Below are 13,598 nucleotides of genomic sequence, written 5' to 3'. Positions count from 1 at the left end.
CGTCCCCCTGTCAAAGCTGGTGCCCCTGCTGGCGCAGGGCACGGCGGCGGGCCATGGCGTCCGCCTGATTGCCCGGCCCGGGGGCAGGCGCCGCCTCTGGCGCGGCAACGGTTTTCGGGGCTTGGGCCGGCGCGGCGCCGTTCCCCGGCGCCGCTGCCCTGCCGCCCACATGCGCGGCAAAGTCGCCCAGGACCGGAAAGCGGAAGATGTCCGTGATGGAAAGCCGCGGCAGGTCCAGATCCGCCTTCATCGTCCGATGCACCTGCACCGCCAGCAGCGAATGCCCGCCAAGCGCGAAGAAGTTGTCGCGCGACGACACGCCTTCCAGGCCCAGGGCCTTTGCCCAGATCGCGGCCACCCGCGCCTCGAACTCTGCCGGATCCCGGGACGGATGGGGATCGGCAGCCGCCGCCGCGATCCGCACCGCGGGGGCGGGCAACGTTTCCCGCGACGGGGCGGTTGCCACGGGCAGGTCCATCCGGGCCAGCATCTTGCGGTCCAGCTTGCGGTTCGGGGTCAAGGGCATCTCGGGCAGGACGACGACCCGGGACGGAACCATCACCTCGGGCAGGACATCCCGAAGCGCCGTCCGCAGCGCGGTCGGGTCAAGGCCGGGATCGCCTGCGGCAAAGGCCACCAGCGCCACGCCGCCCGCCGCATCGGGGCGCGCCACGACCGCGGCTTCGCGCACGCCGGGCTGCGCTTCCAGGCGGGCCTCGATCTCGCCCAGCTCGATGCGGTGGCCGCGCAGCTTGACCTGCTGGTCCACGCGGCCCAGGAATTCCGGCACGCCTTCCTCTGTCCAGCGGACAAGATCGCCCGTGCGGTACATCCGCGCGCCGTCACCGGGCGCGAACGGATCGGGCCGGAAGGCCGCGGCGGTCAGATCCGCCCGGTTCCAGTAGCCGCGCACCACGCCCGCCCCGCCGATCCACAACTCGCCCGCCACGCCGGGCGGCAGAAGGCGGCCATCCGGGTCCAGCACGTAAAGGCGCGTGTTGCTGATCGGCCGGCCCAGCGTGACCTGCGCGCCGCCCGCGCCGAGGTCGGCGGTGGTGGACCAGATCGTTGTCTCGGTCGGGCCATACATGTTCAGGATGCGGGCGCGGGTCAGCGCCTGCAATTCCGCCAGCAGCGCGGGCGGCAGCGCCTCGCCGCCCAGAAGCAGCGCGTGCAGCCTGCCGATGGCCCGGGCCGCAGCCGGGTCGGCGACCAGCAGCCGCGCCATGCTGGGCGTGCATTGCAGATGCGTCACCCCATGGCGGCGGATCTGCGCGGCGATGGAAAAATCGTCATGCGCAGGCCCGGCCGCCGCGTTCACCCGCCGCACCAGTTCGGCCAGGGGCCGCAAGCCGTGCATCACCGTCGCCTTGGGAATGCCATAGTCGATCAGGCAGGCGACCTCGGTCACGCCGATGTCGTGAAGCTGGGCCACGCGGGCGGTCGCGTCCTCGATGGTCCCGAACAGCCCGCTGTCGTTGAAATAGCGCAGGAACGCGAATTCGAGGATCCCTTCCAGCTCGTCGTCGGTCAGCGTGCTGAGGTCGATCGCCATCGGATCGCTGACGCCCGCCGGCTTCTTGAAGGCGGGAAAGGCCCAGGCGTATTGCTTGACCAGTCCGGCGGCGGCGCGCAGGTAATCCTTCATCGGTCCGCGCGCCACCTCCATCGCCTCGTCGCGGCTGTCGGCCAGGAAGGTGTGCAGCATCAGCGTGACGGTGAAATCGGCCGGATCGTGGCCCGCCTCGCGCAGGGCGGCGTGATATTCGGTGATGCGCTGCTTCACGTCGGCGATGCTTTGTCCCAGAAGGTGCGTCAGCACGTTCGCGCCATGCCGCCCCGCCTCGGCCCAGGTGGCGGGGCTTCCGGCGACGGTGACCCAGACCGGCAACTCCTTGGACACCGGGCGGGGCTGCGTCACCACGCCGAAGGTGCCGCCCGCCGCCGTCGGGAAATCGACCGCCTCGCCGCGCCACAGGCGGCGGACCTGATCCATCGCCGTGAACATCGCCGTCTTGTTGGCGGGGGGCGTGTTCTCGGGGCGCAGCACGAAGTCGTCGGGCTGCCAGCCCGAGGCGATGGCGATGCCGGCCTTTCCGTCGGTCAGGTTGTCGATGACCGCCCATTCCTCGGCGATCCTGGCCGGATGGTGCAGCGGCGCCACGCAACTGCCGGCCCTGACGGCCAGGTTCTTCGTCACCGCCGCCACCGCCGCGCCCGTGACCGAAGGGTTGGGATAAGGGCCGCCGAAGGCATGGAAATGCCGCTCGGGCGTCCAGACCGCCTTGAAGCCGTGGTTGTCGGCAAAGCGCGCGCCGTCCAGAAGCAGGTCGTACTTGCGCGCGCCGACGCCGTCGTCGTTGCCCCAGTAATACAGGCTGAAGTCCATGGCCCCGCCCTGCGCCTGCCCGCCGACCGCGCCCTTCATCGCATCGCCCGCCAGCACCACGGTGAAGCCGCGCGACAGCGTCCAGAAGATCTCCAGCACCGAGATGTCGAAGGACAGGCTTGTCACGGCCAGCCAGACGCCATCCCCGTCATGCGGGATCCTGTCGTCCATGCCGGCAAAGAAGTTGGCGACGTTGCGGTGTTCGACCATCACGCCCTTGGGCGTCCCGGTCGAGCCGGACGTGTAGATGAGATAGGCGAGGTTATCGGGCGTGGTCCCGTTCCCGGGCGCGGTGTCGGGTTGCGCGGCGATCAGGGGATCGCCGAAGGTCAGCACCCGCGCCCCGTGGGCGGGAAGCTGATCTGTCAGGCCGGCGTCCGACAGGATCACCGCCGCACCCGAATCGGTGATGTAATGGGCGATGCGGTCCGCCGGATAGGCGGGGTCCAGCGGCACATAGGCCCCCCCGGCCTTGAGGATGCCAAGCGCACCCGCGACCATGTCGGGACCGCGCGCGGCGAACAGCCCGACCGGGCGGTCCGGTCCCGTGCCAAGCGCCTTCAGCGCATGGGCGATCCGGTTCGACAGGCGGTCAAGCTCGGCATAGCCGATCTTGCGGTTCTCGAAGACCAGCGCCGTCGCCTCGGGCGTTTTGGCGGCCTGGGCGGCAAAGGCCGCGTGGATCGTCACGGGGTCCACGGATCTTGCCGTGTCGTTCCAGGGACCCAGGATGCGGGCGCGGTCCTCATCCGTCACCAGTTCGGCGGCGCGAAGCGGCGCATCTGCCGGCGCGGCGGCCAGGCGGGCCATCAACCGCCCGAGGCCCTGGACCGTATGCGGCGCAAGCCGGGCCGCATCGAAGGACAAGGCCAGCCGGTCGGCCCGGCCCTGCGGCAGGCCAAGCGTCAGGCCCGGGGCATGGGCCGCCGCCCCGGGGGCGGCCACCGTGGCCAGCGGGCGCTGCATCGACGCAAGCTCGGGCACCCGCAAGGGCAGGTCGGCAAGCCAGCCCGCGCCTTCCAGCGTTTCGCGCGTCCTGGCGATCTGCGCGGCCAGCCCGTCCAGCGTCAGGCCGGGATCGCCGGCATCGACATGCAGCGGCACCCAGTCGGCGACATGGCCCGCGGCATCCTGGGGCACGGCGCGGGCGAAGGCCAGGTCATGCGCCTCGAGGTCGGCGGCCCGCGCCAGGGCGGCGGCGAACAGCGCGATGGCCTCGTCGCCCGAGACCGCGCGGGGCAGCACCACCTCGGTCACGCGGGGCCGGGCCTCGCCCGTCTCGGGCAGCAGCTCCAGCACGGCGGGCGTCATCCCCACCAGCCGCCGGCGCCAGAAGCCTTCGCGCAGGGCGGCCGCGCTCACGGCCTGGTCCAGCGCCCCGGAGTCCCCCGGCGAGGGCAGAACGCGGCCGGGCGGGAAAGAGAAACCATCCGTGCGCCCGTCCGCCGGGACAAGCCGGTCCAGCCGGACCGCCCCGTCGGCGCAGGCGACCACGATGGCGTCGCCGTCACGCGCCAGGATCGTTCCGGGCGCGCCCCCTCCCGACGCAGGCTCGATCGCGCCCACCGCGAAGACCCGCCCGTCCAGCGCGATCTTGGCCGTCAGCAGCGGGTTCGCATAGGGTCCGTGGTCCAGCCCGCGCACAAGCGCGACCAGTTCGGCCGCCGGGCGCGTGAAGTCCAGCCGCCCCGCCGCGCGTGGCCGCTTGGCCCGCTCGAACAGGCTGCGCCGCGACAGATCCTGCACCATGCCCGGCGCGTCCGATTCAATCGCGTCCAGCAGGTCGGGAAAGCTTTCCCGCCCCGCCTCCCAGGCCTTGGCGTTCAACGTCAGCGCGGTGTCCTCGGGTTCGATGGCGAAGGGACGCTGGACAAGGATGCGGCCCTCGTCGATCCCGCCCTCGATCCGGTGCCAGGAAATGCCGTGCCGCCGTTCGTCCGCGATCCGCGCCCAGGCCGGGGCATTGAGACCCGCATAGCGCGGCAACGGCCCGTCGTGAAAGTTCACCGCCCCCTTCCGGGCCAGCGCCAGAACCGCGTCGGGCACCAGGTTCAGGTTCGCGATGCTGAGGATCCAGTCCACCTCCAGGCTCAGGGAGCCGTCCCGCAGGCTGGCGGGCGCGTGAACGGGGATGCCCGCCTCGCGCGCCCAGGTGGCGGTTCCGGGATGGCGGGTCACGACCGCGGCGATCCGGTGTCCCCGTGCCGCGGCCAGCAGGCCGCATTCCCGCGTCAGGGATTCATTGCCGATCAGCAGCAGGGTGAGAGGGACCATGATTACCTCTTGCGTCGAAGTGAGAAACCGTGCCGGGCGATGGCACGCAGATGTCCGGGACCGTCGCGGTCCAGATGCCGCTCGACCATGCAGCGCAGGCGGAACAGCAGGCCCCCGGCGATATGCGCCAGGTTCGCCGCCACGGCGCCGGCCGGTCCCAGGGTCTTGCGAAAGTAATGCTGGCGCGAGTCGAACCAATAGGCCGGCGGCAGCGCCATTTCCTTGATCCCGGTGCTGGCCGATCCGACATGCGTGACCACGCTTTCGGGCACGTAATGGGTGAACCAGCCCGCGCGCGCCGCGCGGCGGCAAAGATCGGTTTCCTCGAAGTAAAGGAAGAAGGTCTCGTCAAAGCCCCCGATCCGGTCCAGCATGGCGCGCCGCATCATCAGGCTGGCGCCTGCCGTCCAATCCACCCTGGCCGCGCTTTCCGGCACCGGCAGGGACACGACATGGCGGCGCAGCAGGCGCGTCACGGGACCGGTCCGGATCGCGCCCTCGAACTCGCTGGCGACCGAGGGAAAACGGAACGCCGTGTCGTGCAGAACGCCGTCTTCCCCGACGATCCTGCTGCCCGCCAGCCCCACCGAGGGGTGCCCGTCCAGGTAATCGCGCAGCGTCGTGATCGCATCGGGTTCGGGAAAGGCGTCGGAATTGAGAAGATAGACATAATCCGGCGCCCCGCCCCCCGGCAGCGGGTCGAACATCGCGACGTTGTTGCCGGCCCCGAAGCCGCCGTTGCGGCCCGATTGCACCACCCGCACCCGGTCGAGACCGGCATGGGCCACATGCGCCGCGATGCGTTCAAAGCTGCCGTCGCCGGAATCGTTGTCCACGACGGTGATCATGCCCCGGACGGGCTGCATCGCGGCGGCGGCATGGTCCAGCGCCCGGATCGTCATGTCGGCGGTGCGCCAGTTCAGGATGATCGTGTGCACGCTTCCCGCCATCTCAGGCGGCCCCTTGCAGCAACCGATCGGCACCCCGGTCGCGGGCATCGACGGCCTTCAGCTGCTGCGCGATGCGCGCGGCCAGGATGCGGACCGACGGCTCCAGCACCATCGAATCGTGGTCGCCCGGCACCTCGGACACCTCCAGTCGCGGCAGCCACGGTCCCCAGTCGTTGTCGGCCGAGACGTATTCGCGCCCCGTGCTGACCCAGCGTCCCTGCGACACCTTCCAGCGGCGGTCCAGGCGCGGGCGGTAAAGCGTCACCGGCCCGTCCCAGACCTGCATCGGAAAGCCCGGCAGCGCGGCCAGGAAGGCGGCATGGATGGCATCGTTGTGAAAGCTTTGCGCGCCAAGCTGCGCCTGTCCGGCCGCGCGGCGGCGCAGTTCGCGTTTCCAGGCGCGGCGCTTGCGAAGATATTCGCCCAGGAAGGCCCCCTTCTGTTCCCGCATCTCGCCCAGCCGGATCAGCAGCCGGTCGCGGCGGCTGAGCGCGGGCCGCAGCGGGATCGGCGTATCCAGAAGGATCAGGCGCCCCACGTCCTCGCCCGCCGCGTCAAGCTGCCGCGCGATTTCCAGCGCCGTCAGGCCCCCGCCCGAGAAACCGCCCACCAGCCACGGTCCCTGCGGCTGCACCTGGCGCATTTCCGCGATGCAGCTGGCCGCCGCGTCGGCAAAGCTGTCGTGCGGCGCATCCTCGCCGTAAAGCCCGCGCGCCTGCAATCCATAGACCGGCCGGTCCGCAGAAAGCCGCTGCGCCAGCGAACGCAGGTTCAGCACGTTGCCGAACATCCCCGCGACGATGAAGAACGGCAGCCCCGGTCCCGGCGCGCCGCCGTTCATCGGCACCAGATGGGTAAAGCGCGACGCGGGCGCGACCGCGACAAGGCGCGGCCGTTCGGACGCCTGTTCGCCCGATGCGGGGTCGATCCCCGTTTCGGCCACGATCCTTGCGGCGATCTGCGCGATGGTGGGCGCCTGAAACAGGGTCGAGATCGGCAGGTCGGCGCCATAGTTGCGGCGGATCATCGCGAACAGGCGCACGGCCAGCAGCGAATGCCCCCCCAGGTCGAAGAAGCTGTCCTCGACGCCCACCGCCGAGACGCCCAGAAGGTCGCGCCAGTAACCGGCCAGCGCGCGTTCCAGATCGCTGCGCGGCTCGACCATGGCGGTGCCCAGGTCGGGCCGCTCGAACCCCGGCGCGCCGTCCGCAGGGGCGCGGGCGCGGGACGCGGCCTCTGCCTCGGCCTTCAGTTCGGCCAGATCCATGCTGGACACGGCGAGGACGGGATGGCGCGCCGCCAGCGCGCGGCGGAACGCCTCGGGACCCCGCGCTTGCGGGATGCCTTGCGACAGGTTGTGAAGCAATCGCCGGCGCCCCGGATCCTGTTCGGCATCGGCGGCGGGATCGCGGACCAGCTGGCCCCTGGCCGACAGCACGTCGGCCGCGTTGCCGATCAGGCGCAGCGTCAGCCCCCGCGCTTCCACCAGGACCTCGCCGTCCGGGCTGGCGATGGTGATGTCGAAGCGGGCAAAGCCGTCCTCGGCATGGTTGCGGTCGGCATTGCGGACCCAGCTGACGATCCGGGCGGGAAGCGGTCCCCGCACGACCACGCGTTCATAGGACACCGGAACCCACAGCGATTGCGGCGACCAGCCCTCGATCAGCTCCATCGCCCAGCCGGTCGCGATGTCCATCAGCGCCGGATGCAGGATCCAGCCCGCGGCAAGATCGGCCTGCGCGGCCTCGGAAAGGCACAGGCGCGCCAGCCCCTCGGACGCGCCAAGGCGATAGCTGCGCAGCACCCGCCAGCGCGGGCCGAAGTCCAGCACGTCTTCCTGCGCCAACCGGAGGGGATGCCCGCGGTCCCCGACCTCGCGCGGCATCCGCGCCGCCAGCGCGGCCAGGTCCACGCGGTCCGCGGCCGCCGCCCCGGTTCCCGTGATCCGCCCCGTCGCGGTGCGCAGGCGGGTGCCCGCATCGCCGGTCGTGCCCAGGATGTCGAACCGCTGCCCGTCGTCGTCCGGCACAAGGGTGATCCGCAGCCCCCGGCTTTCGCCGTTCCCCACGGCGAAGGGGCTGAGGAAGGTCACGTCCTCCAGCGCATAGGGGGCCTGTCCGCCGGCGGCGGCCACGGCCTCGGCCGCGATTTCCAGAACCCCGGTGCCCGGCAGCAGCGCGTCGCCGCTGGCGCGGAAGCGGTGTTCGCCGACGATCCAGTCCCCGGTGGACAGCGTGCCCTCGAAGCTGGTGGCGCCCTGCCCGTCGATCCGGCTGCGCAGCAGCGGCAGGCCCGCCACCGGGCCGCGCGCGTCCCGGTCCCGGCGCGACAGCGCGGCGGCGGCCATGCCGGTATCGGCCCAGATGCCCCAGTTCACGGCGACCGTGCGGCCAAAGGCGGCAGGCCGGGCCAGGGCGAGGGCGTTCAGGTATTCGTTCGCCGCCACATAGTCCACCTGACCCGCAGGCGCGATCGCCGTGCTGGTCGATGAGAACAGGACCGTCAGCGCCAGCGGCCGCGCCGCGAACACGTCCAGCAGCGCGCGGCTGCCATGAACCTTGGCCGCGAACACGTCCTCGATCTCGCGCTCGGTCCTGGTCAGCAGGGGACCGTCATCGACATGCCCTGCCGCGTGAAGCAGCACGGCGACCGGGCCAAGCCGCCGCTCGACGACGGTCACGGCAGCGGCCAGCGATTCCCGGTCGGCCACATCGCCGGAAACGACGATCACCTCGGCCCCGCCGCGGCGCAGGTCGCGCAGGGCCGCAAGGCGCAGCGCCAGGGTCGAACCGGGGTCGGCCGCGACAAGGCCGTCCCATTCGGCCTCGGGCGGAAGCGGCGTGCGGGACAGCAGCGCCAGGCGCGCCCCCCGCCGCCGGGCCAGATCCGCGCCCAGCGTCAGGCCGATGCCCCCCAACCCCCCGGTGATCAGGACCACGGCGCCTTCCGGCACCTCTGCCTGGTCCACGGGTTCGGGCAGGGGCGCATGGACCCAGGTGCGGGCAAAGCGCCTGCCGCCCCGCCAGGCGGCAACGGGCGGGCCGTCGCCGGCCAGCAGATCCTCGGCCAGCCGGTCGGCCAGATCTTCGGTGCCCCCCTTGCGGGCGGCGGCATCGACATCGACCAGCCGCGCGGTCAGCCAATCCAGTTCCCGCGGACCGACGCCCACCGGGCCGAAGGCCAGGGCGTTTTCGGGGAACGGCACCGGCTCGTCGGCCACGGCCAGCGCGCCGGTGGTCACGGCGACAAGCTGCAGCGGCTTTTCCGCCCCTTCGTCGGCCAGCGCCTGCAGCAGATACAGAAGGCTGTAGAAGCCCTGCTCCAGATGGCGGTGGAACAGGCTCGATCCCGCGCGGGCCGCCTGGCGCGGATCGGCCAGCCACAGATGGGCCACGCGGTCCGGCAGGCGGTTCTGCAACATCAGCGCGGCGACCAGCAGGTCCACGTCCCGGCGGCCAAGCTCGGGCGAGATCTGGAAGCGGTCCGGTCCAAGCTCGGCATAGCCGTCGCCCGCCACGACCTCGATCACCGACTGGCCATGGGCGCGCAGCCGGTCCGCCACCGCCTGGCCCAAGTCGGATTCATCGACGAAGACCAGCCAGGTGATCGCGCCGTCCGCCGGAACGGACCGGCCGTCCGGGCCGATCTCGACATCGGGGGCGCTTTGCCGCCAGGCCGGACGCCAGCCCCACCCGGCCAGATCCTCGCGCCGCATCGGCAGATCCGCCGCCTCGTCCGCGCGCGGGGCCGAGGCCTCGATGAAATAGCGCCGCGACTGGAAGGCATAGGTCGGCAGGGGAACGCGGTTGCGCGCGGCCTCTCCCCAAAGGGGCGTCCAATCGACCGGCGCCCCGGTCGCCCACAGGCGGCCCAGGGCGGTCACGAACCACCTGTCGTCGGCGATGGCGTCATCGCGGTGCCGCAGCGCGCTGACCACCCGGTTGGCGGGAAAACCGTTGGCCTGGGACAGCGCGCTCATCGCGCGGCCCGGCCCGGCTTCCAGGATGACCCGTGCGGGATCCTGCTTCAGGGTGGCGGCGCAGGCGGCGAAATCGACGGTGCCGCGCAGATGGGCCACCCAGTATTCCGGGTCGGTCGCCTGATCCGCCGTCAGCCAGGTCCCGGTCCGGTTGGACACCACCGGAATGGCGGGCGCCGACAAGGGGATCGACCGCAGGAAAGCCCGCCATTCGTCCAGCATCGGTTCCAGCATCCGCGAATGGGCGGCGATGTCGATGGCGATGCGCTGGCACTCGATCCCTCGGGCGGTCAGCGCGGCCTGCAAGGCATCCACGCGGTCCAGAGGACCCGACAGGACGCTGAGCGCCGGTCCGTTGACGGCGGCCAGATCCAGCCCCTCACCCGCCTCGGCCATGGCCTCTGCGGCGGGCAGCGAGACGCTGAGCATCCCGCCCGCGGGCACCCGGTCGAAAAGCTGCCCGCGCAGCAGCACCAGCCGGATCCCGTCCTCGAACGAGAACACGCCCGCCAGGCAGGCCGCCGTGTTCTCGCCCATCGAATGACCGCCCAGGGCCGAGGGCTGGACCCCCCAGGACATGAACAGCCGGGCCAGCGCGTATTCGGTGATGAACAGCAGCGGCAACTGGACCGACGGCCGGGTCAGCGCGGCATCGGCCCCTGCCTCGTGCCCCGGTTCGGGCAGCCACAGCGGGCGGGGATCGGTGCCGGTCAGCCCGGCCAGGGCCCCAAGCCCCTTGTCCATCCAGTCGCGGAATTCGGGTTCGGTCGCATAAAGGTCACGCGCCATCCCGGCATATTGCGCGCCGCCCCCGGGAAACAGGAACGCGACCGAGGCCACCCCGCCGGCAACAAGGTCGTGGTTGAAGACGCGCCGCGTGTCGGCGGCCTCCAGCAGTTCCGCCGCCTCGGCCGCGTCGCGCGCGACCAGGACCCGGCGCTTGTCGAACGGACGGCGGCCTTCCTTCAGCGTCCAGGCCACGTCGGCCAGGTTCGCCCGGGGATTGGCGCGCAGATGGGCGGCAAGCGCCGCGGCATTGCCGTCAAGCGCCGCCCGGTTGCGGCCCGAAAGCACCAGCAACTGGAACGGCCAGTCGGATTGCCCGCCATCCTCGCGCGCGGGGGCCGCCTCGATCACCGCATGGGCGTTGGTCCCGCCCACCCCCAGCGAGTTCACCGCCGCGCGCCGGGGCCGTCCCCGGTCGGGCCAGGGCGTCAGCCGGTCGTTGACGGCAAAGGGCGACGCCTCGAAGTCGATCACCGGGTTCGGCGCCTCGTAGCCCAGGCTGGGCGGCATTTCCCCATGATGCAGCGACAGCGCCACCTTGATGAGGCCGACCCCGCCGGCCGCCGTGTCGAGATGGCCGATATTGGTCTTGACCGAGCCGATCCGGGCCTGCGCCGGTCCGCGCGCCGTCCGGGCAAAGGCGTCCGTCAGGGCCGCGACCTCGATCGGGTCGCCAAGCGCCGTGCCGGTGCCGTGGCATTCGACATAGTCGATCCCGTCCCCGCCGATCCCGGCGGCATGATGCGCCTGGACCACGGCCTGCGCCTGGCCGCCGACGCTGGGCGCAAGATAGCCCGCCTTGTCGGCGCCGTCGTTGTTGACGGCGGTGCCCTTGATCACGGCCCAGACGTGATCGCGGTCCCGGACCGCATCCTCCAGCCGCCGCAGAAGGACGACGGATGCGCCGCTGCCGAACACCGTGCCTTGGGCGCGGTGATCGAAGGCGTGGCAATGGCCGTCGGGGGACAGGATCTCGTTGGGGTTGTAAAGATAGCCGCGGCCATGGGGCAGCTCGATGGTCACCCCGCCGGCCAGGGCGGCGTCACATTCGCCGTTCAGCAGCGACTGGCAGGCCTGGTGCACCGCGACAAGCGAGGTGGAACAGGCCGTCTGCACGTTGATCGAGGGACCGCGCAGGTCGAAGACATGGCTGACCCGGGTGGACAGGAAATCCTTGTCGTTGCCGGTATGGCGCAACAGGAACGTGCCGGTGTTGTCCACCAGGTCGCGGTTCGTCATCACGTTGAAATAGAAATAGCTGCCCATGCCGCAGCCGCCGAAGACGCCCGTGGGACCCAGGCTTTCCGGCCTGTGGCCCGCATCCTCGATCGCCTGCCAGCAGCATTCCAGGAACTTGCGGTGCTGCGGATCCATGATCGCCGCGTCCTTGGGGCTTAGCCCGAAGAAGTCGGCGTCGAAGCTGTCGAACCCTTCCAGGATGGCGGCGGCGGGCACATAGCGCGGATCGGCGATCCGGGCCTGCGCTTCCCCGCGTTCAAGCAGCTGTTCGGGGGACAGGCGGGTGATCGATTCCACGCCGTCGCGCAGGTTCGTCCAGAACCGGCGGTGATCCAGGGCGCCCGGCACCTGCAACGCCATGCCGACGATCGCGACATCACCAACGGATTGCGGGGAAGCGGCGGATTGGGAAATGCTCACTTGAATGACCGTCTTGAAATTAACGCAGAGGTTGCGCCCACCTTAACCTCATGCGCGGCGTTCCACCAATAGCCAGAAAGGACAAGTTTACAGGATTGTCCGCAGCCCGGGCGCCCGGCCAGCGGCGGCGGGCGCCGCCGCCGGGCCGGGACCCGCGCCCGCGCGGCGGGGCGCGCCTTGCGCCGCGGCCAGGCGCAGGTGTTCCACCCGGCCCAGGACCAGGCCCGCCGTCAGGAACGTCAGGGGCGTCAGGGTCGCGTTCGGGATCAGGTCGATCAGCATCACGGCATGGATCAGGACCAGCGACGCCAGCAAGGGTTCGTCGCGCACCGCGGGCGTGCGCCAGGCGGCGATGACCGGCAGGGTGAACAGCCCGAATTCGGCGACATAGCCCGGCAGGCCCGCGACCCCCAGCGTGATGATCCAGCGCCCGTCCGCGATCGTCTCGTACGCCCCGCTTGCCGGGTTCACGAGGAGATTGCGCCCGTATCCGCCCCAACCGGTCCACAGCTTCTCGACCGCCCGGTCCAGCAGGATGCCTTCGTTGCGCAGGCGGAAGATCAGCGAGGCCGCGCGCTCGGCGTCGATGGCCAGGGCGGCGGCGGTCACCTGCTCGACCGGGATCAGGCCGGCCAGGCGCAGCAAGGGAAAGACCAGCACGGTCGCGGCGATCACGGCGGCCACGGACAGCATCAGCCGGGGCGGGACCAGCAGCAGCAGGGGCAGGACGGCCAGCGCGTAAAGGATCGGCGCCATGCTCTTGCACAACAGCAGCATCAGCCCGAGCCACAGCACCGCCAGCACCGTCCTGCGGGTGAACCCCTGCTCTCGGGCCAGGGCCGCCGCCGAGGCGAGCGCCGAGAACGTGAACAGCGCGACCCACAGGCCATGGCTCATGAACACCATGGGGCGGAACCCGCCATAGCGCATCATCTGGATGAAATCATGCGCGAAATAGCCATAGATCCAGACGTTGATCTGCGGGCTGAGCCGCACCTCGACCAGCATGGGCAGGGAATAGGCAAGCCCCCCGACCAACAGCGCGCGCAGCATCAGCCGTTCGCTTCCCGGCGAACAAAGGACGTTGCGGGCGGCCAGGAAGGGCAGCAGCATGAAGGCCTGCCCGATCATCGTCGAAAACGTGTCATAGGGCGTCAGCCCCGGACGAAGGCTCGTGCCCGCCACCAGCGGTTCGGGATTGCCCAGCATCGTGGCCCAGGGCCACAGGACGAAGACCAGGATCATCGCCCTCAGCACCGGGTCGCGGGGCAGCGCGAAGACGCGAAAGCCCGCGCCCAAGGCCAGCAGCGCCGCCGCCCCCGTGGACAGGGAATCCTTGCCCAGGTCCGGGATCACCGGCATCGCGATGGAGGTCAGCGGCGACAACAGCATGTAGGCGCCCAGGATCGACCAGATGAAGGCCAGCCGCGCCTCGAGCCGCCGGAACAGGACCGCCGAGACGACCGGCCAGCTCAACAGCATGAGATAGGAGAAGGCGTTTCCCATGGCGCGCCGCGTGATCCTGCTTGCAAGTCGCCCCCGTATAGACTGACTACACGGA

The 13,598-nt window shown here is 71.0% G+C and carries 4 protein-coding genes; all 4 read right to left on the bottom strand.

Annotated features, from left to right (window positions below; translation table 11 throughout):
* Window positions 1-10 precede the first annotated feature (10 nt).
* The 4 genes from GIY56_RS14600 to GIY56_RS14585 all read right to left on the bottom strand — a co-directional run bounded on the left by GIY56_RS14600 (window position 11) and on the right by GIY56_RS14585 (window position 13,543).
* A complete protein-coding gene (locus tag GIY56_RS14600; RefSeq protein ID WP_154765587.1) occupies window positions 11-4,663 on the bottom strand; it encodes a MupA/Atu3671 family FMN-dependent luciferase-like monooxygenase in 4,653 nt (1,550 codons plus the stop codon).
* Window positions 4,664-4,665: 2 nt separating this feature from the next.
* Complete coding sequence (locus tag GIY56_RS14595; RefSeq protein WP_154765586.1) at window positions 4,666-5,613, bottom strand: glycosyltransferase family 2 protein; 948 nt, start codon at window positions 5,611-5,613, stop codon at window positions 4,666-4,668.
* A 1-nt stretch (window position 5,614) separates the two neighbouring features.
* On the bottom strand, window positions 5,615-12,037 hold the full coding sequence (locus GIY56_RS14590; RefSeq protein WP_328288569.1) for a type I polyketide synthase: 6,423 nt from the start codon (window positions 12,035-12,037) through the stop codon (window positions 5,615-5,617).
* Window positions 12,038-12,124: 87 nt separating this feature from the next.
* Complete coding sequence (locus GIY56_RS14585) at window positions 12,125-13,543, bottom strand: hypothetical protein (protein ID WP_154765585.1); 1,419 nt, start codon at window positions 13,541-13,543, stop codon at window positions 12,125-12,127.
* Window positions 13,544-13,598 lie beyond the last annotated feature (55 nt).

The sequence above is a fragment of the Paracoccus lichenicola genome (genome assembly GCF_009708075.1).
Lineage (GTDB): Bacteria > Pseudomonadota > Alphaproteobacteria > Rhodobacterales > Rhodobacteraceae > Paracoccus > Paracoccus lichenicola.
The sequence above is the reverse complement of the archived record's forward strand: the minus strand, read 5'-3'. Positions and strand labels throughout refer to the sequence as shown.

Coding starts and splice junctions, on each gene's coding strand:
- GIY56_RS14585 (WP_154765585.1), bottom strand. CDS start 13,543: ATGGGAAACGCCTTCTCCTATCTCATGCTGTTGAGCTGGCCGGTCGTC.
- GIY56_RS14600 (WP_154765587.1), bottom strand. CDS start 4,663: ATGGTCCCTCTCACCCTGCTGCTGATCGGCAATGAATCCCTGACGCGG.
- GIY56_RS14595 (WP_154765586.1), bottom strand. CDS start 5,613: ATGGCGGGAAGCGTGCACACGATCATCCTGAACTGGCGCACCGCCGAC.